Genomic DNA, 26,652 nt, shown 5'->3' on the forward strand with positions numbered 1-26,652 from the left:
GGTGCGCGCGGCGCACCGGGTTCCCCTCCATTCTTGCACGACCCCGCTCCCCGCGCCCCCATCGCGCCGTGCCATTCTCGTGCCGAAGCGCGGCCTTCGTGACACCTGTCGGCGGCACGTGTCACGATGGGGTCCCAAGACGACCAGAGAGGACCACGTGCCACACCGCATCGCCCCGGCCACGGCAGACGAGAAGTACCAGCAGATGACTTGCGCCCCCGTGGCACCCCTCATCGTGAGCCTGGCCATTCCGACCATCGTCTCGAACCTGGTCTCCACCATCTACAACCTCGCCGACGCCTTCTTCATCGGCCAGATCTCGACCTCGGCCTCCGGGGCCATCGGCGTGGCCTATGCCACCATGACGGCCATCCAGGCCGTGGGGTTCTTCTTCGGCCAGGGCGCGGGCAACGCCATCTCGCGCGAGCTCGGCCGCCAGGAGGTCGCCAAGACCGGACAGATCGCCTCGGTGGCCGTGGCGAGCTCGTTCCTGGGCGGCATCGTGATCGCCGTGCTGGGGCTTCTCCTGCTCGAGCCGATCTGCACCGTCTGCGGGGCCACCGAGACCATCATGCCCTACGCCACGACCTACATCGGCATCATCCTGATCGGCGCCCCCTGGATGTGCACGAGCCTCGTCCTCAACAACCTGCTGCGCTTCGAGGGCAGCGCGACCTTCGCCATGGTCGGGCTCGTCTCGGGGGCCGTCCTCAACTTCGCCCTCGCGCCGGCCCTCATCTTCTGGGCGGGCCTGGGCATCGCCGGGGCGGGACTTGCCACCATCATCTGCCAGCTGGTCTCGTTCGTGATCCTGGCCGCAGGCCTCAGCCGGGGCGGAGCCATACGCCTGTCGTTCCATGACGCGCGCCCCTCCGTCGGCCTCTACCGCACCATCGCGAGCTCGGGCATCCCGAGCCTCGCCCGTCAGGTGGTCCTGGGCGTCGCCACCATCTGCATGAACACCGCCGCACGTCCCTTCGGCGACGCCGCCATCGCGGCCATCGCCGTGGTGAACCGCGTCACGGGCATCGGCAACTGCGTGCAGATCGGCATCGGCCAGGGGTTCCAGCCCGTCTGCGGCTACAACTACGGGGCACGTCTCTACAAGCGGGTCCGTGCCGGGTACTTCTTCTCGGTGAAGGCATCGCTCGTGATACTCGCGGCATTCTGCGCGGTCGTCTTCGTGGTGGCACCGCAGATCGTGGGCATCCTGCGCAACGACCCCGAGGTGATTGCCATCGGCACGGCCACCCTGCGCTTCCAGTGCGTGAGCCTGCCGCTCACGGGGCTCGCCATGATCACCAACTTCATGCTCCAGACCACGGGCAAGACCTGGCGTGCGAGCTTCCTGGGCATGGCACGCCTCGGCATCATCCTGGCGCCGACGGTCATGGTCATGTCTGCCTTGCTGGGCCTCCTGGGCGTCGAGCTCGCCCAGTCCGTCTCCGACCTGATCACGTTGGGGATCTCGATCCCCATGGCCGCCTCGCTGCTGCGCGAGCTGGCTCGTCGCGAGACACAGGCCAAGGCCGAGTCGTAGCCCCCTCCCCGATGCCGTCTAGCACGCCCGACGCCGCCCAGGCGTAACAAAACCGTTACGACATTCACAATATTCGGCCCTGCCGGCAATGCTAGAGTTTTCTATGAACAAGTTCATACAACCTTGTCGCATGAGAGGACGTGGGATCTCGTGCACGTCGCTCGGCATCATTACCTCGATGAGCTCCTGCGCGTGCGAGACCTCGACCTCGTCAAGGTGCTCGTCGGCATGCGTGGTTGCGGCAAGACCACCCTCCTCCGTGACGTCATCGCGAGCCTCAAGGCTGACGGCGTCTCCTCAGACAACATCATCTACCTCGACTTCGAGGCACCTGGCCAGGACTGGCTCAGGGCCCCGCAAGCCTTGGTGCGCCACATCGCCAAGACCATGCCGCCAGAGGGCCGCGCCTACGTCTTCCTCGACGAGATCCAGCACATGCCCGACGTGCGCCTGGCCGTCCAGTACCTGCGCTCATCGCCGCGATGCGACGTGTTCGTGGCGTCCTCCTCCATGGAGCTCTTCCGTGGCGGCTCGTCCGTACGCGCAGACCCGGGAAGCGAGATCATCGAGGTCATGCCCCTCTCGTTCGCGGCCTATGCCGAGGCGGCTGGCACCCCCTCCACCCAGGCCGAGAAGAACGACGCGCTGCTGCGCTACCTGCGCTACGGGGGCTACCCCGGCCTCGCCGTCCTCTCGGACGAGGAAGTCATGCTCGCTGAGCTGAGGAAGGCCTACGAGAAGGTCCTCCTGCTCGACGTCGTCGGCGACGACCCCCTCATTGGAGGCATGGTCAGCGTCCTCATGGAGGAGGTGGACCGCCCCATGTCGCTCAACCGCACCCGTCACCTGCTGCAGGGCCGTGGCCTCGCGGCCCCGGCAGAGCGGGTCTCGTCCATGGCCGCCGACCTCTGCGGCGCCTTCGCCTTCCATTACATCCGCCGCTATGACATGGTCCGCCGACAGTACCTCCCCACCCACGAGCGCTTCTATGTGGGTGCCCCCGGCATGCGCACGGCATGGCTGGGATTCCGCCCCGATGACATCGACCGCCTGATAGACAACGCGGTCTGTCTCGAGCTCCTCCGCCGGAACCGGTGGGTGAGCCGTGGACGCCGCTACGACAGCGAGGTCAGCTTCGTGACGAAGGACCCCGAGGGCACCCCCGTCTGCTGCCAGGTCTCGGTGGGGGTCCCCGACCGCAAGGTCCTCTCGCCGCTCCTGGCCATGGACAGCAAGACCACGCGCCGCACGGTCATCACCTTCGATGCCCCGCACGACATCGACCTGGGACGAGGCATCGAGCAGGTCGACGTGGTCGATTGGCTGCTCCAGGAGCGTGCCTAGGCATCGGCTGCGTCGCGCACCGGCCCGTAGGCACACACCAGGTCGCAGAGCCGCATCCGCGCGTTTGCCGGGCTCGTGGAGGGAAGTCCCACGCAGGGCATGCCAAGCCCGGGCTCCACCAGCCGACGGTACAGCCGCGTGGCGGTCGCCCCCGTGCAGAAGACGCTCGTGATGGGTGCGCGTGCGAGAAGCCCTGCCAGGTCGTTGGGGACGGCATCGGCGATCGAGGCGTCGGACGCCCCGGTGATGGTGCAGCTCCGGAGCACGTCCCAGAGCGCCACGTGATGGGCCAGGCACAGGTCCCTGCGCTCGCCGTTGACCTCGCCCACCAGGTTGGGATCCATCGCGGCGCGGGAGAGTGCGACCCCATGGGCCCGGGCCACGTCCTCGCCAGGCACGGGTTCGCCCCAGAGCCCGGCGAGCACGGGCCAGAAGCGGTTCTGCGGGTTTCCGTAGTAGAACCCGACCTCGCGCGAGCGGGGGCTCGGCATGGTGCCCAGCACGAGCACGCGGCAGCGCGCGTCCATGACAGGCGCGATGGTATGGGTCACCCGTCGGGGGTCCACAGAATCGGGCATGGGCCTAGAAGTCGCCCTCGATGGCGGCTGCCATGCGCCCGGCGTTGTAGCCCAGCATGAAGACCTGGAAGAACGAGCGCACGGTCTGACGGTACGCCGTGGCCGCGCCCTCCTTCATCTCGGTCTCGGTCTGCGGGGAGGGCGAGCAGGACACGACCACCTGGAGATGGAGCGCATCGAGCACGTCGAGCGATACGTCATCGGCGGCACCCACGACGGCCACGCACGAGACGCCGTGCTCGAAGGCACGCCTGGCCACGCTCGAGACCACCTTGCCCTCGGCCGTCTGCGCGTCGAGGTGACCCTCGCCGGTGACCACGAGGTCGACGTCGCGCAGGAGCTTGTCGAAGCCGAGAAGGTCGAGCACGTAGTCACCGCCCCGCTCATAGACGGCGTCAAGCAGCACCTGGCAGGCCACGCCCATGCCGCCGGCGGCACCGCCCCCGGGAAGGTGCGTGATGTCGCGGCCAGCCACCTGCGAGAGCACCTGGGCATACGAGCGCATGCCCGCCTCGAGCTCCTCGACGGCCTTCTCGTCGGCTCCCTTCTGGGGACCGAAGATGGTGGTGGCACCCTTGGGTCCGATGAGCGGGCTTGCCACGTCGCAAAGCACATGGAAGGTCGCGGCCTTCGCCTTGGGATCGAGGCCGGAGGCATCGATGGAGTGCACGCGCACGAGGTCAGCCCCGCAGCCTTCGAGCTCGACGTCATTCTCGTCCAGGAACCGCACGCCCAGCGCGCGCATCGCGCCCATGCCCCCGTCGTTGGTCGCCGTGCCGCCCACGCAGATGAGCACGTCGTCCGCTCCGGCCTCGAGCGCCGCGCGGATGAGCTCGCCCGTGCCATAGCTGGTGGCGGCGTATGGGTCGAGCTCCGAGCGCTTGAGCAGCGAGAGCCCCGAGGCAGCGGCCATCTCGATCACGGCCCGACCGTCTGCCAGGCGGGCGTACGAGGTCTTGAGGGGACGCCCGAGGGGGTCATGGACGTCGACGCCCATGAAGTCGCCGCCGACGCCGTCGACCAGCGCTGCCGCCGTTCCCTCGCCGCCGTCACCCACGGCGAGGGCCGTGCAGGTCGAGCGCGGGGAGACCTCGGCGAGCTCCTCCGTGAGGATCCGGGCCGTCTCCTGGGACGAGAGGGTCCCCTTGAACGAATCAGACGCGAACAACAGCTTTGTCATCAGACGCCCTTCCTCGCAGTTGACCTAGTACTATTCCCCCTCGGCTATCGGCGCGTAGGTGATCTTGCGCGTCTCGAGGCAGATGATGCCGATCTGGCCGAGGCCGGCTCCTGCCGCCGCCGCACAGTCCGTGGCGATGCGGTCGGGCTCATATCCCGTGTCGTCGCAGGCACCGACGTTGAGCATGAGGGCATGGCCCTCGTCATCCACATAGGGCTTCTCCACGCGATCGGCCAGGGGCACCACGTAGGGGGTGGGCGTATGGCCGGCCACCACCACGGGGCCGCTTCCGTTGGCATTGACCATGCCAGTGGGACGGCCCCAGAACTCCTCGCGGATCCAGAGGAGGTCCTCGGGGTCCTGCTTGCCCATCATGTCCTCGAGCGCGTGGGGGTCCCAGGCCGCGTTGCCGCCATCGGCGGCCAGGCGCGGGCGCGGGGCTCGGATGCCAGCGTGGCAGAGGACATAGTCCCTCTCGCCGGCGGTGACGACCTCATAGAGGGGAAGGCCGCGGACCCAGCCGACGATGGACTCGAAGGTCTCGGGCGGGAGCGACTCGAGGCCCTCGGCGGTGGTCGCGGCCCCGTTCATGGACCAGTTGAGCCAGGCGACCTCGTCCTTGGAGTCGGCGAGGGCGGTGAGCATGAGGTCCTCGTGGTTGCCCTTGAGGACATGGCAGTTGGGAAGCGAGCGGATGAGGCGGATGACGCCCAGGGGGTCAGGGCCACGGTCCACCATGTCACCCAGGACGTAGAGCTCGTCCGTCTGAGCCATCGAGACCTTCGAGAGGGCCGCGTCGAGCGCGGCGACATGGCCGTGGACGTCCGAGAGCACGTAGGTTGACACGGCCACCTCCCCTGTCTGGTCGGTCGGCAGGACCGCCCGACGAGTACGTTCGTTGGTCACACGATACCGCATGGATGTGGCAACGACGTCGACAAGGTCAGGCGGTCGAGAGGGACGCGAGGGCCCCGCGGGTCACCCCGGGCAGGCAACCTCAGCGCACCTCGCCGGTCACCCCGGGCAGGCAATGGTAGCAAGAACCCACGTTGCATGGCGAGAGTGACCCTGGGCCCCAGCAGCGCGGCCCTCGCGGGTCACCTAGGGCAGGCAACACAGGCGCCGGCCCACGTTGCCTGCGCATCTCGACCGAGAAGGACCGCAGGGCAGCCAGCGCCTGCGGTCCTTCTCGTCAAGCCAGTCGCGGTACAAGCAGCGGGCCCGCCCCTACGGCAGCGGATGCCCTGCCGCACGGTAGAGCGCGTACCAGTCCTCGCGCGTGAGCCTCTCGGCCACGTCCACGCCGGCCACGACCTCGGCCAAGCGGTCGCGCTTGGTGGTGCCGCTGATGAGCTGCATGTGCGCGGGATGCCTCAGCACCCAGGCGGCGGCCAGGGTGGTCGGCGTGCAGCCATACTTCTCGCCCAGGGTCACCAGCTGCTCGTTCAGGGGCCCGAACTCCTCGGTGTCGCCCACGAAGGGCCCACGCCAGCTGGGGCGCTGGAAGGGGGACCACGCCTGGATGGTCACGTCGTTGATGCGGCACCAGTCGAGCGTGGACTCGTCGCGGTCCGTCGCGCCCGGCCCCTCGGTGTTGACCTCGATGCCGTTGGCGACCATCTCGGCCACCGCGAGCGAGAACTGCATCTGGTCGGCCAGCAACGGCTGCTTCACGCAGGTGCGGAGCAGCTCGATCTGCGACGGCTTGTGGTTGGAGACGCCGAAGTGGCGCACCTTGCCGGCTGCCTCGAGCTCGTCGAAGGCGGCCGCGACCTCCTCGGGCTCCACCAGGGCGTCGGACCTGTGGATGAGGAGCATGTCGAGGTAGTCGGTACGCAGCCGCTTGAGGCTGTTGTCGACCGAGCTCACGATCCAGTCATGGCTCATGTCATAGAAGCCGGGGCGGATGCAGCACTTGGACTGTATGAAGAGGTCCTCGCGATGGATGGACGAGTCCGCGCCGAGCACGCGGCCGAACTTGCGCTCGCACTCCCCCTTGCCGTAGATGTCGGCGTGGTCGAAGAACGTGCAACCGTACTCCAGCGCCTGATGGATGAGGAGGTCGAGCTCCTCGTTGGTGGCCTCCTCGAGGTTCATGCAGCCGATGACGACCGCCGGGACCTCGATGCCGGAGCTTCCGAGCAGAACCTGTCTCATTGCGACTCCCTCCCTGTGGGTGCGCGGCCACGCATGCGGCACACGCGTTGTCGCATATCTCATGCCCGAGCCGTCGCCACCTATGCTGCGGCGTCGGCAAGCAGAGAATCTACATGGCCGGCGGTCGCGGGCGAGAAGGACCGCGCCGCTACCCGCGACGCCGTCGTGCACGCCGCCGCAGCCGCCAGCGACGCCAGGCGGGCATGGAGCCGACCTCGACCACATGCCCTGGGAGCGGGTGGTTCCTCTCGCCAGGGTTGCCTGCCGAGACGACCACGTCGACCACCTGCCGCATGGTGGCGTCGACGTGGGCAGGCTTGAGCATGCACTCCCACACCACCACGACCGTCCAGCCGCCGAGGACGAGCGCCTCCTGGTCACGGTGGTCACGCGCCTGGTTGCGCGCGAACTTGGCCTCCCAGAACTCCGTGTTGGTCTTGGGGAGCGGCAGGTCACAGTGAGGGCAGCGATGCCAGAAGCAGCCGTTGACGAAGATGGCCACATGCCGGCCGGGATAGCACACGTCGGGGCGCCCGGCGGCCTTCCCCCAGTGGAGCCGGTAGCCGCCGAGGCCTGCCGCACGCAGACGTCTGCGCACCAGGAGCTCGGGCTTGGTGTCTGTGCCCTTGTTCGCCTGCATCACATGGCGCGTGGCCTCGCTGGTCATCGAATCCGCGCTCCCCCATCCCGGGGCACCGCCAAGGCGGGCGGAGCCCAAAAGCGTGCAATACCGATAGTCGACTATCAGGGTTGCACGGTTCTCGCATGCCGACAACCGCCTCGCGCGACTCGCCGACCCGTCCCGCGCCTGGTGTTTCCAGGCGTCCGCCCGTGGGTATGTTGCAATCAACAGTCATACGGCACGGCCGACGTCCCAGACGCGAGGTGAGCGATGAGCATTCAAGAGATCCTGACCAGCAACTTCGTCACCTTGTCGCTCATCGTGGGTCTCGGCGCCATCACCATCTCGAACCGGACGTTCGACAAGAGCACCACCAGGCACTTCATCTGGTTCATCGTCATCGTCCTGGTGCTGGACGTGTCCGACATGGCCGACTGCGCCCTCTCCTACCTCCCCGCCCCCACGGGATGGCGCTACCTCACCTCCGCCATCGGCTACACGCTGCGCCCGGCCAGCGTGGCCATCGTCATCAGCATCTTCCTGCGCAGGAGGCGCCTCGGGCTCGCACTCTGGATCCCGGTCATCATGGTCGGCATCATAGCCTTCTCCAGCTACTCCACGCACCTCATGTACTGGTTCGACGACCACAACGCCTTCGAGCAAGGCTACCTGTGGGCCCTGCCCTACGTCGTGAGTTCCGCATATATGGCCCTGCTCATATACCTGAGCGTGAGGCTCCACTCAGCGGTCGGCTCCGCCGAGGTCTTCATCGTGGTCTACGTCACCTTCATCTGCTTCCTGGCGACCATCCTCGAGCGGCAGACCAGTGCGCGCTTCCTCCTGGACGGCGCGATCATCGTCTCGTGCGCCCTGTACTACCTCTTCCTCTATGTGCAGATCTACCAGCGCGACATCCTGACGGGCCTGCCCAACCGCCGGAGCTTCTACATCGACGCGGGTAAGACCGCAGGCGAGCGCAAGGTCATCATCTCGTCTGACCTGAACGGCCTCAAGCTCATCAACGACACGAAGGGCCACCAGGCCGGTGACGAGGCGCTCAAGGCCCTCGCCCGGTCGATCACGTCCCAACAGGGCAAGGCCTACACCACCTACCGCACCGGCGGCGACGAGTTCATGACCATAGGTAGGGGCAAGACCGTCGAGGAGGCTGACGCCCTCGTCGACCAGATTCGCGCGACACTCACGGACGAGGGCATCATGGCCTCGTTCGGGTGTGCCCCCTACTCCCCCGGCGACTCGCTGGATGACGTCTGCAACGAGGCCGACGGCCATATGTACGAGGACAAGCGCCATTACCGCGGCACGACGCGTGGCTAGGACGCGGAGCGCGAGCTATGCCAGCTCTCTCGACCGGCACGCTCGAGCTTCTCGCGCTAGGTGGGCCCGGCCTCGTGCTGGTGCTCATCGCCCTAGCCATCTTCGGGCGGGAGCGCTCCCGCCGTCGTCGCTGCACGGCGACCGCCGAGGGGTCACTCTGCAAATACGACTTCCTCCACGAACCGCCGGCGCCCGTCTTCGAGTACGAGGTGGCCGGTGCGAGCTACACCAGGCTGCGGCCCTGGAGGTCGTCAGTCATCAAGGAATGGACGACCCACGGCGACGGCCCCTATGACCTCGACTTCGAGATATGGGCAGATGACAACGACTGCTGCCACCTGGACCATGGTCCCAGCTACGTCATGACCAACGAGAACGTGTCAAAGGCGCTCTGGGCCCTCGGCACGAGGATGGGCGTCCATTACGACCCGGCCGACCCATCGGTCTCATACGTGGAGACGAAGTCGACGAAGCCCTCCGTCAATGGCCTCATCGTCCTCTATATGGGGCTGGGCCTTGTGGCGCTCGGCGTGGTGCTCTTCTTTGTCTTCGGCGGTGCATAAGGACCAGGCGAGAAGAACGCGAGGCTTTGACCTCACCGACCACAAGCTCCTCGTCGGAACTAACTAGCTATGCCTTAAGGCCATACCGTGCCATTCACATGCCCCTACCATATTTCAGCAGCCAGCGTCGCCATTACGTCAGCTCTATCTTTAACCTGATCATGCTGAAATTGGTTGGGGTAGCGACCCAATAGATGGTCCATCATTACAAAGGTCTTTACCGGACTCCCTATTTCACTGTTATTTGACCCATGCTCATACACGTGCTTCTTCTCTGCATATGTATGATTCTTGGCAGCCGAATTATCATCGTCATATAGCAGTGCAAGATTGCCAATCGACCGTATCACCACATCGTTGTACTGATTCAACAGCTCTTCTGGTATGGCATCATATGAGCTCCCGTACCAATCCTGCAACGCATCAAGATCCTGCGGAATAATGTGCTCAACAGTCAAGCGATGCAATCCCCCAGCGTCTTTTTGGACCACATCCCTTCGGCCGTCTCTCTCTCGAAGATGGTTTTCAATCATTCGGAGATAGTACTCAGCCACCCTCGGCTTAGCAGGAGCAAGCTCCGCAAACGCTGCCTTGAACTGAGTATCGTCAGCCATTTCATGCGTCTTTTGTGACACCAAATCAGATACAACCTTCAGAGACTCATACTCCTTAATTCTCTTTATGCAATCAGCAAAAATAGTATCGAGCCTATTAGTCGATTTCTCACAAACTTGCATACGCACGAGCAGCTTTGTAAGTTCTTCTGCGAATTCAACAAGTTCCCGATCGAACCCCTTTCCTCTGTACTCGAAAAGGGCAGCAAACAGAGGAACGTACACTTGGTCTTGGTTAATTGCCGCAAGATCAGGAAGCAGCCGCTTATCCAAATCGCCTACACCGGTCTTATAATTCTTGAGGCAAGCAAAGACCTCCGCGGCTTCCTTTTGTTGATGATAAAAGAAGTTAAAATCGCTCTTCGCAGTCTCATGAAACAGATTCTTATATACGTCTGGAAGCTTGCGTTTTGGAACGCGGCTTCCGTTCTTGTAGTACAGGTAGCACGAATAAAATTGGACAAGGTTATCCGACCCAACTTCATTCGAAACGCTATTCCACTTATTCAGGGCATCGCTTCCGGTTCTACACCAGCTGAGAAAGATATTCTTTATCCTATCCGCCGCAGTAAGATCGAGCCCCTTTCCGTTGAGAGAATCAAACACCTGAAATGCGCTCATCGCATCTTCGCACTCAATAACAACAAGCTTCAGCTGCTTCGTGATTACGGTCAAGAGAAGGCGGTAGAACGAATAGACGCTTCGGTCCGCACCTAGATTTAGCCAATCATTTTTCAGGATTTCTATTTCCTTCGTAAAGAGTTCGTACGCCTTTTTTAGGCGCCTAGCTCCCGCATAGGCACCTGATCCAATATCAGATCCCGCAATACCGAGATAGTTCATATACCTTCGACCGGTATCGCCGTTTAGAATCAAACGAGGAGCAGGCATTGACGCATCATCAGATAAATCGGTTCCCTGTAGACAGCTTGTGACAACACCCAGCAGTCCGCGCAGGTTCTTCTGGTCGTCTTCACTTGCGACGTCCCGACTGACAGAATCCGCGATAGCCTTCATCAAGAGAGACAACGATGTAAGTCGTTGCTGCCCATCTACGACGAGCCTAACGTCAGAGCTATCAATCCCATAGTCAGTTAACTTAATACAAGCAGCCGTATATGAGTCTCGATCAAAAGTAGTCGTGACAATAGCACCAAGAAAGTGCACTTCACCACTATCCGAATAGACCAAATCTTTTATATCGTCGAAAAGCGCTCCTGTTTCAGCATTAGTCCACGAATAGTCTCGCTGATAATCTGGAATGGCCAGATAGTGTTCCGTGAAAACACCAATGACTCTCTTGAACTCCATTACTCGCTCCTTCTGCTGCTCGGCAGAGCATTCAACGCAACACGGCCTTTACTCTAATTCCCTGATTGCTTTAGCAATAACATGTGGCATACCCACCACGAGGGCATTCCCCATGCAGAAGGCGCGATTGCCATCAGACATCCCGGTGTCCGTCCAACCCTTCGGAAACCCCTGCAGTTGGTCGAGCTCATCAGGGATAAGCCTCCTGTAGCGGCCATCAACCTCGACCACATGCTTAAACCGAGAGGGGCTCGTTCCTCCCTCGCCCGTCAGGATGGTCCTCGAGGGATTCGTAAGGAGATCAGGCCAAGCCATAGACCCTTCTGAGTAGTAATACTCGAAACCTGTCCGCTTGTTCTTGCGCTTCTCCCTCTTGCCGCCCTTGAGGTATTCCCATCGGGGAAGCTGCTCCTCAGGGACATAGAAAGACTCGGGCACCTCGTCCTCGGAGACCAGCACGTCCCCAAGTGTATGAAGCTTGCCCTTATATGCCTCTTCAATCTTGCAAGTGACGACCGTATTCCCGACCATGACGCCAGCCTCGGCAAAGGGAGTCAACTTGTGTCCCTTGTTGAAGTCCTCGCTGGCCGCATAGGGATCAGCGGGTATCGTCACCTTGACGTGCGGGGAGACCTCGCGCATCGGAAGCGCCCGAGCCATCACGCCAGTCTCAAGCCTGGTCTCCAGGTCCCAATTCCCATTGCGCTCGGCGAAGATATAGACACGCTTCCTACGCTGGGACGAACCGTATTCTGCGCTATTGATCACACGCCACTCGACGCAATAACCTAACGAAGCAAGGCAGCTCAGAATGATTGCAAAGTCACGCCCACGCTGAGCGACGGGACTCTTCAGCAGTCGATCGACATTCTCGAAGAGACAGTACCTCGCATTGCCCTCACTCTTGGCCAATTGAATCTGCAGGAACCGATAGATGTCCCACCACAGGACACCCTTCTTGCCCTCGATACCCTTTGCCTGGTCAAGCGAGCGTGCCACCGAATAGTCCTGGCAGGGGAAGCCACCGACGACCATATCGACGTCGGGAATCTCCCTCGTCCCCGCCTCATACTCATCGAGTACCTTATTGATGTCCTCGTTGACGACAGACCCATCACCGAAGCGGGACTCATAGCACTCAGCCGCAAACTGCCGGCCCTTGGTTCCAGGTGGCTCCCACTGATTCGCCCAGACGGTCTTGTACGGGCCGGCCTTCGGCAGCTTCCACTCGGGATGCTCCTTGCTGTGGTAGCCCTCAAGGCCAAGCCTGAACCCGCCGACCCCCGCAAAGAGCTCGGCTACCTTTATCTCATCGGACACGTTTCTCCAATCGCTGCTGTGTCCACGAACATGTGAGATCAATAGTAGCCGATCAACGGGACAGGATCAAGCGCTAGCCTGGAAGGCTTGCCGCCCTTGCAATCTCCCCAGCAAGATAGTCCTGGTTCAACCAGAAGCACTTCTTACTCACAGGATTGCCGTGCGGCTGAGGGCTCGTGTCGGCAGCGTTCCTCCCGTGGGGCCTCACGTGACAACAACGGTTCTCGGATGACTTCACGGATACCTCGGCATGACCCTCTCGCACGTTCTCGCGCATCTGGTCATAGCACCGCTTCGCCTCATCAAGGTCCACATCGGGCATTTGCCACAAGGTGACATCATGCAAGCGATAAACGCCTGATCCTTTAGATGTCTCTATGTAAACGACAAATAGAAAGGGATTCTGAAGGCGCCTGTTGAACTCTGAGTCTTTAAAGGGAATCTCTTCTATCTCAGAGTAATCGAGCGTCGAATAGAGCGGGACACTCTCCGTTGGTCGTCCGTTCGCATGAAGCCTCATCGTTCTTGGCTTGATGCCAGCCTTCTCGAACTCCTCGACCTTCGCATCCTGCGAGACTCCCAGGATGTGCTTCGTGATAAGTGCGCACGCGTTCTTGGGTTTGCGTCCACCGGCATGACCAATCCCATACTTGGTGCAGAGCTCGTCCTCGGTCATGCCGATGTAGGGCAGGAACCTCTCTTGGACAAGAGAGAGTAGGTCGAGGCTCTTCTCGTTCTGGCTTCGCTCGATGCGCTCCCTCTTCTCGAGAAGCCCGTTCTCCATCGCTGTCATGTACGAGGCCTTGAGGGCCCACGCACGCGGTTTTGCAAGCACATCGGAGTAAGGTTGGCTCCTACGCACCGAAGAGTCCGCAGCCTTTGTACAAGCCTCGAGATAGAGGGTGTCAGAACCAGAAATATCCTCGGCATGCCCTGCACGGACCTTCGCGACCACCGTCTCCCAGTCAGCCTTTACCTGTGGGATGTCTTCCTCTGGAATCTTCCAGACCTCAGCGAGAACGACTTGGTAATCGACAGGATTGGCGTCCTTCTCCCAAAGGTATGAGACGAGAAGAATCGAGGCTGCCTTGTTCATGAAGTGGCTTGTCTCGAACGTCTCGTTCACGACGTCGTCGTAGTTCACCATGGTAATGACGAGGCGTTCCTTGGCAATGAGCTCATTCTTGGCATTGTGCTTCAGTGGCGTCGACTTGAGCTCGAGTCCGACCTTGTAGAAGTCCGGCCGGCCATCGCTGTTAATCCTATAGCCGAAGTAGTATTCCTCGAGCGCATTGCCGAAGGAGCCCCTCCTTCGCTTGGGGTCAGCCAGGCCATTCGAGGACGTCATCTCGCGGAGGCTGTGCCCCACGAGCTTCTGAGCATACTCGACAATCGAGGTGATGCTCGTGTCGTCGTACTTCTCGTCCATCCCGACCCCTCCGCTCGCGCCGTGTTTCCGTCTATAGTAGCTACGAACACGCACGTCTCGCCTATCTTTCGAGGAGTGGCAATGGCAACCGATCTTCCCGTCACGCACGTCGCCGCCGCGATCATCGCCCACGAGGGGCGCGTCCTCGCCTGCCAGCGCTCCTATGGCGACATGAAGGACGGCTGGGAGTTCCCCGGCGGCAAGGTCGAGGCCGGCGAGACGTCCGCCGACGCCTGCCGCCGCGAGATCCGCGAGGAGCTGGGCTGCGAGCTCTCGGGCTGCTGGCTGTTCACCACCGTCGAGTACGACTATCCCGACTTCCACCTCTCCATGGACTGCTTCTGCTGCGGCCTTCCCGAGGACACGGAGCCCCACATGCTCGAGCACGAGAACATGCGCTGGCTCACGCTGGGCGAGCTCACCGACGTCGACTGGCTCCCCGCAGACCACGACCTCATGAGCCAGGTCGGCATGTTCTGGGACTCGCTCTTCTCGGAGATGCACCTGTAGGCCTTCGCCGAAGCGCCCCATGCCGCATCGTGCCGGGACCGATACGTGAGCGGTGGGACCCTCCCCCGACATGACGGCTATCCTTGTCCCCACGTGCGCCATTGGGCGACGTGCGCAAGACGAGGGGAAGCACGTATGACATCGAACAGCACCTATACCATGAACCTTCCCAGCTACACCGTGGGTGCGGATGCCTATTCGTCCGTCGCGCGGGTCACGCAGCGCTTCGGGACGAGCGCGGCACTCATCGGCGGGCACCACGCCATGGCAGCCGCCGAGGGACGCCTCCGCGAGGCGATCAAGGGCACGCCGCTGACGCTCACCTGCTCAGAGAACTACGGCGAGCAGGCCACGCACGCACACGCCGCGCACCTTGCCGCTCTCGACCAGGTCAAGGCAGCCGACATGATCTTCGGCATGGGAGGGGGCCGCGCCATCGACACCTGCAAGGAGGTCGCCGCCATCCTCGACAAGCCGCTCTTCTCGTTCCCCACGGTCGCCTCGAACTGCGCCCCCGTCACCGCCATCGCCGTCTTCTACAAGGACGACGGCTCCCCCGACAAGTACTTCATCCCGCCCATGCCACCGGTGCACTCCTTCATCGACACGGACGTCATCTCGCAGAGCCCTGACGACTACTTCTGGGCGGGAATCGGTGACGCGTTCTCGAAGGAGCCCGAGGTGGAGCTCTCGAGCCGGGACCTCACGCTTCCCAACACGCCCCTCATGGGCAGGGCCCTCTCGCACGCCTGCGGCCGCCCCCTGTTCGACCATTCCGTCGAGGCCCTCGCCGACAAGCGCGCCGGCAGGAACTCCTACGAGCTCTCGCAGGTGGTCCTCGACATCATCGTGAGCACGGGCCTCGTCTCCAACATGACGACCAACATGGACGGCCCCGACCCGTACTACTTCAACTCCACCACGGCCCATGCGTTCTACAACGCCTACAGCGGCATGGGGGACAGGGCCGCCAGGCACCTCCACGGCGAGGTGGTCTCGTTCGGTGTCATGGTGCTCCGTGCCTTCGACGCCCGCCCGGACGAGCTTCGCGCCCAGGCCGAGAAGAACCACGAGCTGGGGCTCCCCGTCACCCTTTCCGCCCTCGACTGCTCCGAGGCCGACCTCGACGGCATCGTCGAGCGCGCGCAGACGACCAACGAGTGGGGCCGCGCCCCGTACGGCTACACCCCGGAGAGGTTCCGCCAGGCCATCCTGGATGCCGATGCCTTCGGCCGCGCCCTCGAGTCAGGCGACGACGACGCACAGGCGGCCGCGCTCGAGGCCGTGACGGCGCACAAGGCCACGGAGAAGGCCCCGCGCAAGCTGTAGCGCAGCCCGGCCTCCCGATTCATCAGGCGTGCCCGAGGTGGGCTGCTCCCCCTCGGGTACGCCTGCACTCGTATGTCTGTCGCCTCGTCGGCACCCCCGCCGCACACGTTCGTTCGATTCCGCGCCGCAAAGCCAAGAAACCGGCGCGGAATCGAACGAACGTGCAGAGGCAAGACTCGAGCATGATTTCATAGGCGCAGGTATACGGCTTGTTCTTCTCGAGAAGGGCGATTCCATAGCCGAAAGGTCGGCGCGGAATCGCACTCATGTGCACGGGCCCCGTCTCCCCGACTGGCACGAGACGAGAAGGCCGCGGTCACATGCCCTGCAGCGCCCTAGCGGTTCTCGATCTTGCCGATACCCTTGAGCTCGATGGAGACCGTCCCGTCGGGCTGGCTCACGAACTCGATGTACTCGGGGCTCGCGGCATACTCGCTCGGGAAGATGACCTCGATGCCGGTGTCGGTGCGGATGCGGTGGCTCTTGGCGATGCGCCGGGCCACGGCAGGCCTCACCGGCACCTCATGGGGCAGGTCCTCCGAGGCCACGGCACGCTCGTAGTGCTCGGCGAGCTCAGGGGCGTCCTCGAAGACCTCGCGGCCCACGTCCTCGGGCTTGAACGACTCGTCCGCCTCGACGTGCCTGGTCACGTAGGCCTTGGCGCGGGAGACTGCCGCCGCGCTCGAGGCCACGGTCACCGGTGCCTCGTCGGCCACCTGCTCAACGATCTTCTCGACCGTGTCCATGACCTCCTTGGTGCTGGCCGCGCTCGAGCACTGGAGAAGCCCGTCCGGCACGACGAAGGCCTTCTGGGCCTGCGATGGTGCGCTCGACGTCATGGAACTCGATGGAGAGGTCGGCGGCATCGATCAGCGCATAGGTGTCGACCTTCTGGGTCGGACTGGGCAGGATCGAGTCCTGGCGCACGATCTCGCAGACGGGACCCGCCTCGCCGCCGCGCATGTCGTCGCTGAAGAGCTGGCGGCGCGGGAGCAGGACGATCCCGATGCGCCGGCGCGGCTTGGCCGTGTAGGCGGCGTCGAGGTCGACGGCCGCGGGAGCCGCCGGGGCATCCTCAGCGAACGGGACCTCGGAGGCATCGGCGGCAGCGGCCTTGGGCTTGCTGGGCACGTCGGTGAAGTCGGCCACGAGCAGGTCGAGCGGGGTGTCGTCGTCGCCCTTGCGCAGCTCGTCGTAGAACCAGCTCGCCACCTGCACGGAGAGGTCGCCGAAGTCGCGCTGCCCCAGGAGGTAGGCCTTGACCTCACCGGCGAAGGCGCTCGCGTCCGTGAACTCGCCATGACGGTTCTCGGAGCTGGCGCAGAGCTTGCGAAGGTGGCGCTGCACGTAGGAGCGGCACGCGCGCTCGTCGAGGTCGAGCTCGGACTGCGACAGGTAGCACTCGCCGCTCTCGAGGTCGAGGACGTGCAGGATGGCATGGTTGATCTTGAGCATGGACACCGTCTTTGTTCGCGTCGGTCGGATAGCCCACACAGGATAGCGCACGGCCGGGACGGACGGGTCGCCACGTCGGCCAGAGAGGGCCGCGGCCCCGAGGCGCTCAGTTGCTGACGCTCGCGTCGACCCCCAGCGACTCGGCATGGCGCTTGAGGCTGGTGAGGACCGATGACGACATGGCGGCATGCGGTATGGCCGGGATGCTGCTCGCAGGCCTGGAGCAGTTGACGTCAAGCAGGCCGGGCGCCAGCAGCTCGAGGTGCCGCACGCCCTCACCGACGAGCCAGTCGACGGTCACGCGCAGCTCGGAGGGGTCGTCGTTGAAGCCGTCTATGACGGGGATCCGCACCATGGCCTTCTGCGGGCACCGCACGAGCAGCCATTGCAGGTTGGCACGGACGATCCTGAGGTCGACGCCGGCCACCTGGGCAAGCCGGTTGCCGCCGATCGACATGAAGTTATAGAAGAAGGTCGAGACGAACGGCTCGACCTGGCGCACCGTGGCAGGATACACGTTGCCGCAGGTCTCGACGGCCACGTCCAGGCCGGCCTCGGTCAGGGCCTTGGCTAGGGGCAGGCACCATTCGGCATGCATGAGGGGCTCGCCGCCCGAGAGCGTGATCCCCTCCCAGTCGCTTCCGTACCTGTCGCGGTCGGCACAGGCCCGCTCGACGACCTGGGACACGGTGAGGCGCGTCTCGGGGATCGACAGGGCCCCGCTGGTGCAGGCATCCACGCAGGCATGGCAGTCGTGGCTCACGGTGGCCCTCGCGCAGTTCTCAGGCTCGAAGGTGAAGCTCCCGTTCGCCATGTGCACGGCCCCCGTGGGACAGGCGAGGGCGCAGCGCCCGCACGAGGTGCACCGCCCGGCATCGAGGAGCACGACCGGCTCGGACGTGCTGGCCTCGGGACGATCGCACCACGGGCAGCGGAGGGGACATCCCTTGAGGCGGATGACCGTGCGCACCGAGGCGCCGCCGTGCGCGGTCAGGTATTCCATGCCCGCCAGGCTGATGATGCCATCGTCGAGAGCGCTGTCGGTCATGTGGCACCTCCTCGACCTGTGATGACGACGTCTGCATGCAGCGGGTCGGCCACATGTGCTAGGTCGCATCATAGCAGGTAGGCAAGCATAAGCCCACCCCGACGCCAAAAGGGGCGTCAAACACGCCCGCTCGTACGACCGACCCTTGCCAGCCTCGCGCGCTCGGCTATGGTAGGGGCATGGCATCGAGCCTGCAGCCAGCCGTCGGGAGGAGCCCCATGGGTCTCAAGTTGCCTCGCCAGTCGCGCGCCATCGTGGTGGGATGCGGCATGTTGGGCGCCTCGCTCGCAGGCGGACTCTCCTCCTGGGGCTATGACGTCTGCGTCATCGACCAGGATGCCCGCTCGTTCCATCGCCTCTCGGACAGCTTCCAGGGTTTCACCGACATCGGCGACGGCACCAGCGCCGATGTCCTCGAGCGCAACGGCATCGAGGGTGCGGCCATGGTCCTGGCGCTCTCGTCGCGCGACGACACCAACATCCTCACGGCCGAGCTCGCGAGCCGCATCTATGGCGTCCCCGAGGTCTTCGCCCGCCTGTTCGACGAGCACAAGGAGGTCGTCCTCGACGGCTTCGGCGTGAAGGTCCTCTGCCCGCGACGTCTGTGCGAGGATCGGTTCGCCGAGCTGTCGGGCATCCCCATCAGGGAGGTGCTGCAATGAGGTTCGTCGTCACGGGTCACAACGACCAGGCCTACTACCTCATCGGGGCCCTCGTCGACGCCGGCCACGACGTCACCGCCATCTGCGCGGACCACCGGCGCGCCGAGCGCTTCTCGGAGGACTACCCCATCGAGGTCATCCAGGGCAACCCCACCAAGGACTACGTCCTCGACGACGTGGACTTCGACGACGTCGAGGCCGTCATCGCCGCCATGGACGACGATGCCGACGGGCTCGTGGTCTGTCAGAGCGCGTCGCGCCTGCACCACGTCGAGAAGACCGTCTGCATCGTGGAGAACCCCCGGAACGTGCTGCTCTTCAAGCGCCTCGGCGTGCACGAGGTCGTCAGCGGCACCTATTGGCTCGCCCGCGCCATCGAGCGTGGCATGCAGGCCTCCGAGGTCCCAGGGATGATCGGTGTCGATGGAGACTGACCGGCTATCAGGTGGGTCATGGCCCGCGGCACGGGGCGGCGTCGAGGGGTCCCTCATGGACGCCTTCGACCCCACGCCGGGACCTTCCTCCTCGCCCAAGGGGGACGACCCCTCCGGCCCCAGGCCCGTGGTGGGGCACGACCTCACCATGGGCTACCTCGGCGTCATGTCCATCCTGGTGGGCATCATCATCCTGCTGCCCCTGCTCCTGCTGCCGTTCTATCCCGAGGAGCTCTCGGTCGCCCGTTGCTTCCTGCTGCCTGGCCTCGGGGCCATCGGCGTCGGTGCCCTTCTCGCCCGGCGCATCAAGGGGCGTCCGCACGGTCGCATGTACAAGGGGCAGGACGCGACCGTCATCGTGCTGACCTGGCTCGTGGCCATGAACGTGGGCGCGCTGCCCTTCGTGCTCACGGGGGACTACGACTTCTCGCAGGCCGTCTTCGAGACGATGAGCGGGCTGTCGACCACCACGCTCACCGTGACCGACGTGGCGGCGGCCCCACACCTCATCCTCATGTACCGGAGCGTCCTGCTCTTCTTCGGCGGCATAGGGCTCGTCCTCGTGGTGGTGTCCGCCGTCTCGGACACCCACGGCATGCGGATCTATGGCGAGGAGGGCCACACCGACCGGCTCCTCCCCAACCTCGCGCGCTCGGCCCGGCTCATCATGGGCATCTACTGCCTCTACATCGGCGTGGGCACCATCGCCCTCACGTGTGCCGGCATGTCGGTCTTCGACGCGCTGAACCATGCCATGGGTGCCGTCGCCACAGGCGGGTTCTCGACCAAGGCCGACAACGTCGCCGCCTATGACAGCCCGCTCATCGAGGTCATCCTCATGGTCCTCATGATGCTCGGCGCGACCAACTTCATGCTCCATATGCGCCTGCTCAAGCGCCGCTTCGGGACCTTCTTCCGCGACATCGAGACGCGCACCTTCCTGGTCGCCACAGCCGTGGCCGTGGCGCTGGTCACGGCGATCCTGTATGCCACCGGCACCTGCCCCACGCTCGCGAGCGCCCTCAGGGTCGGTGCCTTCCAGGCGGTCTCGGCCGTCACGACCACCGGCTTCCAGACCGTGCCCTCGCTTGCCGGCTGGCCCTCGGCCGCCATGCTCGTCCTCGTGGTGGTGATGGTCGCCGGCGCCGAGACCAACTCCACGGGCGGCGGCATCAAGCAGTGGCGCGCGGCCCTGCTCGTGCGCATGCTCGTGTGGGACATCCGTGACCACGTCACGCACCGTCGCTGCGTGCACTCCAACATGGTCGAGCGCTACGACCGTCGTGTGCCCATAGGTGCCGAGGAGCGCCAGGAGGTCCTCGTCTTCGTCCTGCTCTATGTGGTCGTGCTCCTGGCAGGGACCTTCGTCTACACCTGCTTCGGCTACTCGTTGGAGGACTCCCTGTTCCAGTTCGCCTCGGCACTGGGCACGGTGGGCCTCTCGATAGGCATCCCGCTCGAGACCGCGAGCCCATGGCTGCTCTGGGCCACGACCATAGGCATGTTCCTCGGACGTCTCGAGATCTACCCCGTGCTCGTGGTTGCCACCCACGTGGCCCAGCGCGGCAACAAGATGCTCCGCCACCACGCGAGGCACTAGGGGCGCGAGGCCAGCGGCCGCTCCCCCTTGGTTTCGTCCTTGCAAACAGAACGCGACTGTCACGGCCTCGTGACGCATCTGATGGCAGAGTGTTACCCAGACGAAACGAACGACGCAGGCGATAGGAGCAGCCCATGGTGGAGATTCGGCCCTTCTCGTCGGACTTCGAGGAGTACGTGCGCGACGAGTCACGCTCGAGCGGCAAGGCGACGAGCATCTCGTTCCCCACGGATGCCGACGAGGTCCGCGAGGTCGTGAGGCAGATGACGGCCTCGGGAACGCCCATCACGGTCCAGGGTGACCGCACCGGCCTGGCAGCCGGCGCGGTGCCTCTGGGCGGCCATGTGATGAGCCTCACCAAGATGGACCGCTTCCTCGGCCTCCGCAAGGACGAGGACGGCACCTATCACCTCACCGTCGAGCCAGGCGTGGTCCTCTCGGCGCTGCGCAAGCACCTGGCCGACAAGACCATCCCCACCACTGGCTGGGACGAGGCCTCGCTTGCGGCCCTCGACGAGCTCTATCAGGGCCCCGAGCAGTTCTTCCCCACCGACCCCACCGAGACCTCCGCCTGCCTGGGCGGCATGGTGGCATGCAACGCCAGCGGCGCCCGGTCGTATCGCTACGGCCCGGTCCGCCCGCACGTGAGCGGCCTCACCGTGGTGCTCGCGAGCGGCGAGACCGTCGAGGTCGCACGGGGCGGCGCGTGTGCCCATGGCCGCACGCTCGAGCTCGACACGCGCGAGGGGACCCACCTCACGCTCGACCTCCCCACCTACCAGATGCCGCATGCCAAGAACGCCTCGGGCTACTACGCGGCCGACGACATGGACGCCATCGACCTGTTCATCGGCTCCGACGGCACCTTGGGCACCATCGTGGCGATCGAGCTCTCGCTCATGGAGAAACCCGCCGTGGTCTGGGGCGTGAGCTGCTTCCTCGAGCACGAGGAGCAGGCCCTCGACCTCGTGGACGTGGCACGGCCCGGGCTGGGCCACGCCGCGGCCCTCGAGTACCTCGACGCCGGTGCCCTCTCGATCCTTCGCGAGCAGCGCGCCTCGAGCGCGGCCTTCGCGACCCTCCCCGAGATGCCGGCCAACGCCGCCGTCTGCGTCTACGTCGAGCTCGACTGCGCCGACGAGGACGAGGCGTACGACCAGCTCTGGAAGCTCGGCGAGCTCATCGGGAAGGTGGGCGGCAGCGAGGACGACACCTGGGTCGCCCGCACGGAGACCGACCGCGAGGCCCAGCTCTTCTTCCGGCACGCCGTCCCCGAGAGCGTGAACATGCTCATCGACGAGCGCCGTCGCACCGACCCGACCATCACCAAGCTGGGAAGCGACATGTCGGTGCCCGACGAGCGTCTGCACGACGTCGTGGCGATGTACCGCTCCACGCTCGCCGAGGCCGGCCTCGAGTCCGCCGCCTGGGGCCATATCGGCAACAATCACCTGCACGTGAACGTGCTTCCCCGCGACGCCGCAGACTTCCGGCGTGGCCACGACCTCTTCGAGCGCTGGGCCTCCGAGGTCACCGCCATGGGCGGGGCCGTCTCGGCCGAGCATGGCGTGGGCAAGATCAAGCGCGACTTCCTCCTGGCCATGTACGGCGAGAGGCACATACGAGAGATGGCGACGCTCAAGCTCGAGCTCGACCCGGCGGGGCTCCTCGGACGCGGGAACCTCTTCCCGCCCGAGCTGCTCCCGGCAGTCGCCCCATCAACGAGCGAGGAGGACTAGATGCATATCGTCGTCTGCGCCAAGGCCGTGCCCTCGAGCACCGAGGTGCGCATGGACCCCGTGACCAACACCATCGTGCGCGACGGGCGCCAGTCGGTCCTGAACCCGTTCGACGCCGCCGGCCTCGAGCTGGCACTCCATCTCAAGGACCGCTTCGGCGCCCACGTGACGGTGCTCTCCATGGGCATCCCCGACACCTGCCGGATCCTGCGCGACTGCTGCGCGAGGGGGGCCGACGATGCCCTGCTCCTCTCGGACCGGGCCTTCGCCGGGGCCGACACGCTCGCCACCTCGTACGCCCTCTCGTGCGCCCTCGGGCGCGTGGACGACCTCGACCTCGTCATCTGCGGCAAGATGGCCGTCGACGGGGACACCGCCCAGATCGGCCCCGAGCTCGCGGGGGCGCTCGACCTGCCTTGCGTGACCGACGTGCGCGCGTGGACGGATGACGGCGACGCAGACCCCGCCCATGGCCGCATCGTGGTGCGCCACGGCACGGACGCCGGCGAGGAGGTCGTCTCGTGCGACCTGCCGGCCGTCATCACGGTCTCGAAGGACCTCGCCCCCCTGCGGATGCCGAGCATCGCCGGCATCCGCAGGGCCGAGGGCTGCCCGGTCGACGTGGCAGGTGCCGCGGACATGCAGGCTGACCCCGCGCGCATCGGGCTCGACGGCTCGCCCACCCAGGTGGTGCGCTCCTTCGTGCCCGAACGGACCCAGAAGGCCACCGTGGTCGAGGGGACGCCTGCCGAGCAGGCACGCGCCCTGGCCGACCTGTTTGAGGGGAGCGTCCGATGAGCGGACTCGTCGTCGACCAAGAGAAGTGCGTGGGCTGTGGGCTGTGCGTCCGGACCTGCACCTCGGGAGGAATCGAGGTCACCGACCGGCTCGCCCGCGTGACGGACGGCTGCGTCTCGTGCGGCATGTGCGTCGACGGCTGCCCCACCGGCGCCCTCTCGATCCAGAAGGAGGCCGCAGGCACCGACCTCGCCAGCTACACGGACGTCTGGGTCTTCGCCCAGCAGGAGGCCGGCACCATCGTGCCGGTGGCCTTCGAGCTGCTCGCCAAGGGCCGCGAGGTCGCCGAGGCCCGCGGCTGCCGCCTGGTGGCCGTGCTCGGCGAGGGCACGGACGCGCCCGACGACAACGACGCGCTGCTGGTCGCGGCCGGTGCCGACCTCGTCATCCGCTGCAGGGACGCACGCCTGGCAGACAATGACGCCGAGGTCTATGCGCGTTGGATCGAGGACCTCGTTAAGGAGCGCCGCCCCGAGGTCATCCTCTATGGGGCCACGCCGTTCGGCCGCGAGCTCGCCCCCAACGTGGCGGTGCGCCTGCGGACCGGCCTCACGGCCGACTGCACCGTGCTCGACGTCGACCGCGAGCGGGGACTCCTCCAGCAGACCCGCCCCGCCTTCGGCGGCAACCTCATGGCCACCATCGTCTGCCCGGACCACCGTCCCCAGATGTCCACGGTGCGCCCCGGGGTCTTCTCGGCCGCCGACCCCGACCCCACGCACGAGGGCACCACGGTCGACGTAGCCCTCGACGCGGACGTCACCTCTCGCATACGCGTGCTCGAGCGCATCCCGGCCGGCAGCGACGCCTCCATCACCGATGCCGACACCCTCGTGGTGGTCGGTCGCGGCATCGGGTCCAAGAAGGCGCTCCCCCTCATGCGCGAGCTCGCCGACCTGCTGGGCGGCAAGCTCGGCTGCACGCGGCCCCTCGTGGAGGCCGGGTGGCTTGACGCATCCTGCCAGGTGGGCCAGACGGGTGTCTCGGTGGCCCCGAAGCTCCTCGTGAGCGTGGGCGTGTCGGGCGCCATCCAGCACCTGGCCGGCATCGGCGGGGCCGAGCGCATCGTCGCCATCAACACGGACCCCTCCGCCGCCATCTTCGGCATGGCCCAGTACGCCGTCGTGGGCGACGCGAACCAGGTGGTAGGCGAGCTGGTGAAGCGCCTCAGGTAAGGCAGGCGCATGGGCTGGGTACGATATCCTCGACATCAGCGAGAGGAACAGGTGGCCCGATGGCGTCCTCTGCCCAGCACATGACCTCCCTTGCACGGACGTCCGACCCGTCGGACGCCCGCTCTCGCATGCGGCGGGGGTTCACCCTGGCCGAGGTCCTCATCGTCGTCGCCATCATCAGCGTCCTCGTGGCCATAGCGCTGCCCACCTTCTCGACGCAGATCCAGGCCTCTCGCACCACCACCGACGACGACTACTGCAAGAGCGCCCAGGCCCTGTGCAAGGTGGGATGCGAGACGCTCTACGACGGCGACTACTCGCAGAAGACGGCCGCCGACTGGGTGGCCTATGCCGTCGCCCGCGGCATCCCCGAGACCGGCACGGCAGACTCCTCCACCAAGCTCACCGCGACGGTAGGTGCGGACTCGGTCACCTTCACCTACGGTGCCGGCAGCTCGAACCCCTTCGACCCCGACGCCGACGTGCCCACGCTCGGGTCTGACATCGCGAAGGCCCTCAGCACCCTCATCGGGACGGGAGCCGAGCTCAAGAGCCCCTCAAGCGACACGGATCCCAGCACTGGCACCGTCTACCCCTATGTCGACATGGACTTCAACTACAACTACATGCAGATCGCGGGACAGAACGTCAAGAGCTACCTCAAGTCCGTCGGCCTCACCGACACCCAGATCGCAGAGGCCAAGGCCGGCAAGCTCACCGTCGTGTTCACCGGGAGCACGTCCAAGCTCACCGGCGTGAGCGGCTACTTCTATTCCAACGACGATGGGACCGTCACCGTGGTGAGCGCGAGCGGCAGCAGCCAGACGGTCCCAGGCGGTAACAAGACCAGGTACTACGCCTCGCTCATGTAGCAGCAGGCCCCCGCACGCTCGCATAGGCCGCGTCGGCACGCCGCACCGCATCAGGCCGTGCCTCCAGCAGACGCCCGAAGGCCTCCCCCACCTCGGCAGGCACGTCCACGTGAGCCAGGTAGCCCTTCCCGTTGGGGCCATAGCCTCCGGCATCGTCCGTGAGGCGTGGCACCTCTCCCATGAGGAGCTCCAGGTAGCGATCGACGTCCCACATGCCGAGCGGTGGGTCAGCGACGGCAAGGCCACCCTCCCCCACCACCACGCTGACCTCGTAGGTGGCAAAGCTCACCGGCGTCACGTCAGGGGCGAACCTGCGTAGGGTCGCATCCATGCGCCTCTGCATCGTGGCGTCCTGCGCCATGATGATGCTGCTGCAGGGCACGTCCCTCTCGCGAAGCAGGTCGAGGAGGCAGGTGACGTTGTTGCCGCAGTTGGTCGAGGAGCGCTCGAGCAGGTCGGGCTCGAGGCCATGGCGCGCCTCAAGATAGGCGGCGAAGACGTCGGCCTCGGGCGCGTCGTCGGCAAAGGTGACGTCGGGCGCGAGCTCGCGCACCCGGGAACGGAAGGTCTGGGTGGTGTGGCCGGCGCCCCCCGCGATGACATAGGTCCGTGCCACGTCGTCACGCATGGCCTGGGCCAGCACATCGCCCCCGGCAAGGATGCTCCCGCCGAAGAGGACCATCACGTCCGCCTGCCCGTGACCGAGGAGGCGGTCGAGGGCAGTCCGCGTGAGCTCGGGGACGTCACGCATCCCGAGGAAGCGTGCGAGCACGTTCATGTCATGTGCGGCAGAGGCGCGCCTCGAGGGCGTCATGGCCTCGCGCAAGGCCGAGGATGGCATCAAGCCCCTTTCTCCGTAAGCGACGTCCCCATCATACGCGACCCCCGCACGGCCGCCCGACACTACCGTTTACCTGCCATCATGATGCCATCACCCGGCAGCTCGGCCGTAGCGTCCCGCACGCGTCGTATAGTCGCATAAAGAGGGTGGCGCATTCGTGTCTCGTACCCGCAGGACCCAGCCCGAGGGGAGG

General features: G+C 65.2%; 25 protein-coding genes. 13 read left to right on the forward strand and 12 right to left on the reverse strand.

The window, feature by feature from the left end:
- The first annotated feature begins 157 nt into the window (after positions 1–157).
- Positions 158–1,540 (forward strand): MATE family efflux transporter, encoded by a 1,383-nt coding sequence (locus LKE50_08110; protein MCH3968553.1) that lies wholly within the window; start codon positions 158–160, stop codon positions 1,538–1,540.
- 150 nt (positions 1,541–1,690) lie between these two features.
- On the forward strand, positions 1,691–2,884 hold the full coding sequence (locus tag LKE50_08115) for an ATP-binding protein (GenBank protein MCH3968554.1): 1,194 nt from the start codon (positions 1,691–1,693) through the stop codon (positions 2,882–2,884).
- On the opposite strand, the gene LKE50_08120 is transcribed toward LKE50_08115, so the two are convergent.
- From LKE50_08120 to LKE50_08140, 5 genes are all read right to left on the reverse strand, one after another.
- Positions 2,881–3,462 (reverse strand): uracil-DNA glycosylase family protein, encoded by a 582-nt coding sequence (locus LKE50_08120; protein MCH3968555.1) that lies wholly within the window; start codon positions 3,460–3,462, stop codon positions 2,881–2,883. The two genes, LKE50_08115 and LKE50_08120, sit on opposite strands and share 4 nt — an antisense overlap.
- 4 nt (positions 3,463–3,466) lie before the next feature.
- Positions 3,467–4,642 carry a glycerate kinase gene (locus LKE50_08125; protein ID MCH3968556.1) on the reverse strand — a complete coding sequence of 392 codons (1,176 nt, stop codon included), beginning with the start codon at positions 4,640–4,642 and terminating at the stop codon, positions 3,467–3,469.
- A gap of 30 nt (positions 4,643–4,672) precedes the next feature.
- Positions 4,673–5,488 carry a serine/threonine protein phosphatase gene (locus LKE50_08130; protein ID MCH3968557.1) on the reverse strand — a complete coding sequence of 272 codons (816 nt, stop codon included), beginning with the start codon at positions 5,486–5,488 and terminating at the stop codon, positions 4,673–4,675.
- A gap of 381 nt (positions 5,489–5,869) precedes the next feature.
- Complete coding sequence (locus LKE50_08135) at positions 5,870–6,799, reverse strand: aldo/keto reductase (protein MCH3968558.1); 930 nt, start codon at positions 6,797–6,799, stop codon at positions 5,870–5,872.
- A 148-nt stretch (positions 6,800–6,947) separates the two neighbouring features.
- The gene (locus tag LKE50_08140) at positions 6,948–7,466 is read right to left on the reverse strand and encodes a very short patch repair endonuclease (protein ID MCH3968559.1); all 519 of its coding nucleotides are present in this window, start codon (positions 7,464–7,466) and stop codon (positions 6,948–6,950) included.
- 225 nt (positions 7,467–7,691) lie between these two features.
- Between LKE50_08140 and LKE50_08145 the strand changes: the two genes are divergently transcribed.
- Together LKE50_08145 and LKE50_08150 are read left to right on the forward strand one after the other, a co-directional pair.
- Positions 7,692–8,759: a GGDEF domain-containing protein gene (locus tag LKE50_08145; GenBank protein ID MCH3968560.1), complete on the forward strand. Its 1,068-nt coding sequence runs from the start codon at positions 7,692–7,694 to the stop codon at positions 8,757–8,759.
- Between the two features lie 17 nt (positions 8,760–8,776).
- Entirely contained in the window at positions 8,777–9,322 is a 546-nt protein-coding gene (locus LKE50_08150; GenBank protein ID MCH3968561.1) for a hypothetical protein, read from the forward strand.
- Positions 9,323–9,426: 104 nt separating this feature from the next.
- Here LKE50_08150 and LKE50_08155 read toward each other — a convergent pair whose 3' ends face one another.
- From LKE50_08155 to LKE50_08165, 3 genes are all read right to left on the reverse strand, one after another.
- A complete protein-coding gene (locus LKE50_08155) occupies positions 9,427–11,247 on the reverse strand; it encodes a DUF262 domain-containing HNH endonuclease family protein (protein ID MCH3968562.1) in 1,821 nt (606 codons plus the stop codon).
- Positions 11,248–11,295: 48 nt separating this feature from the next.
- Positions 11,296–12,567 (reverse strand): DNA (cytosine-5-)-methyltransferase, encoded by a 1,272-nt coding sequence (gene dcm, locus LKE50_08160; GenBank protein MCH3968563.1) that lies wholly within the window; start codon positions 12,565–12,567, stop codon positions 11,296–11,298.
- 73 nt (positions 12,568–12,640) lie between these two features.
- Positions 12,641–13,996, reverse strand: coding sequence for a hypothetical protein (locus LKE50_08165; protein ID MCH3968564.1), 1,356 nt, complete (start codon positions 13,994–13,996; stop codon positions 12,641–12,643).
- Positions 13,997–14,077: 81 nt separating this feature from the next.
- Here LKE50_08165 and LKE50_08170 point away from each other — a divergent pair, with 81 nt between their 5' ends.
- Both LKE50_08170 and LKE50_08175 read left to right on the forward strand, forming a co-directional pair.
- Positions 14,078–14,506, forward strand: coding sequence for a (deoxy)nucleoside triphosphate pyrophosphohydrolase (locus LKE50_08170; protein MCH3968565.1), 429 nt, complete (start codon positions 14,078–14,080; stop codon positions 14,504–14,506).
- 135 nt (positions 14,507–14,641) lie between these two features.
- A complete protein-coding gene (locus LKE50_08175; protein ID MCH3968566.1) occupies positions 14,642–15,835 on the forward strand; it encodes an iron-containing alcohol dehydrogenase family protein in 1,194 nt (397 codons plus the stop codon).
- Between the two features lie 335 nt (positions 15,836–16,170).
- On the opposite strand, the gene LKE50_08180 is transcribed toward LKE50_08175, so the two are convergent.
- The 3 genes from LKE50_08180 to LKE50_08190 form a co-directional block, all read right to left on the reverse strand.
- On the reverse strand, positions 16,171–16,581 hold the full coding sequence (locus LKE50_08180) for a nucleoid-associated protein (protein ID MCH3968567.1): 411 nt from the start codon (positions 16,579–16,581) through the stop codon (positions 16,171–16,173).
- Positions 16,556–17,290 (reverse strand): nucleoid-associated protein, encoded by a 735-nt coding sequence (locus LKE50_08185; GenBank protein MCH3968568.1) that lies wholly within the window; start codon positions 17,288–17,290, stop codon positions 16,556–16,558. Before LKE50_08185 ends, LKE50_08180 begins: the two co-directional genes overlap by 26 nt.
- Before the next feature lie 106 nt (positions 17,291–17,396).
- Positions 17,397–18,338, reverse strand: a complete 942-nt coding sequence (locus LKE50_08190; protein MCH3968569.1) for a glycyl-radical enzyme activating protein — start codon at positions 18,336–18,338, stop codon at positions 17,397–17,399.
- A gap of 218 nt (positions 18,339–18,556) precedes the next feature.
- Between LKE50_08190 and LKE50_08195 the strand changes: the two genes are divergently transcribed.
- The 7 genes from LKE50_08195 (at position 18,557) to LKE50_08225 (ending at position 25,618) form a co-directional block, all read left to right on the forward strand.
- Positions 18,557–19,000 carry an NAD-binding protein gene (locus LKE50_08195; protein MCH3968570.1) on the forward strand — a complete coding sequence of 148 codons (444 nt, stop codon included), beginning with the start codon at positions 18,557–18,559 and terminating at the stop codon, positions 18,998–19,000.
- Complete coding sequence (locus tag LKE50_08200) at positions 18,997–19,434, forward strand: NAD-binding protein (protein MCH3968571.1); 438 nt, start codon at positions 18,997–18,999, stop codon at positions 19,432–19,434. The genes LKE50_08195 and LKE50_08200 overlap by 4 nt, the downstream gene beginning before the upstream one ends.
- Positions 19,435–19,489: 55 nt before the next feature.
- Positions 19,490–21,034 carry a TrkH family potassium uptake protein gene (locus LKE50_08205; GenBank protein MCH3968572.1) on the forward strand — a complete coding sequence of 515 codons (1,545 nt, stop codon included), beginning with the start codon at positions 19,490–19,492 and terminating at the stop codon, positions 21,032–21,034.
- A gap of 134 nt (positions 21,035–21,168) precedes the next feature.
- Entirely contained in the window at positions 21,169–22,773 is a 1,605-nt protein-coding gene (locus tag LKE50_08210; GenBank protein ID MCH3968573.1) for an FAD-binding oxidoreductase, read from the forward strand.
- On the forward strand, positions 22,774–23,571 hold the full coding sequence (locus LKE50_08215; GenBank protein MCH3968574.1) for an electron transfer flavoprotein subunit beta/FixA family protein: 798 nt from the start codon (positions 22,774–22,776) through the stop codon (positions 23,569–23,571).
- A complete protein-coding gene (locus tag LKE50_08220; protein ID MCH3968575.1) occupies positions 23,568–24,746 on the forward strand; it encodes an electron transfer flavoprotein subunit alpha in 1,179 nt (392 codons plus the stop codon). Before LKE50_08215 ends, LKE50_08220 begins: the two co-directional genes overlap by 4 nt.
- A gap of 59 nt (positions 24,747–24,805) precedes the next feature.
- Positions 24,806–25,618, forward strand: a complete 813-nt coding sequence (locus LKE50_08225) for a type II secretion system GspH family protein (protein MCH3968576.1) — start codon at positions 24,806–24,808, stop codon at positions 25,616–25,618.
- Here the strand turns inward: LKE50_08225 and LKE50_08230 are convergent.
- Positions 25,611–26,459 (reverse strand): hypothetical protein, encoded by an 849-nt coding sequence (locus LKE50_08230; protein MCH3968577.1) that lies wholly within the window; start codon positions 26,457–26,459, stop codon positions 25,611–25,613. The genes LKE50_08225 and LKE50_08230 overlap by 8 nt on opposite strands.
- Between the last annotated feature and the right edge of the window lie 193 nt (positions 26,460–26,652).

This window comes from Atopobiaceae bacterium, assembly GCA_022483015.1.
Classification (GTDB): domain Bacteria; phylum Actinomycetota; class Coriobacteriia; order Coriobacteriales; family Atopobiaceae; genus JALCUE01.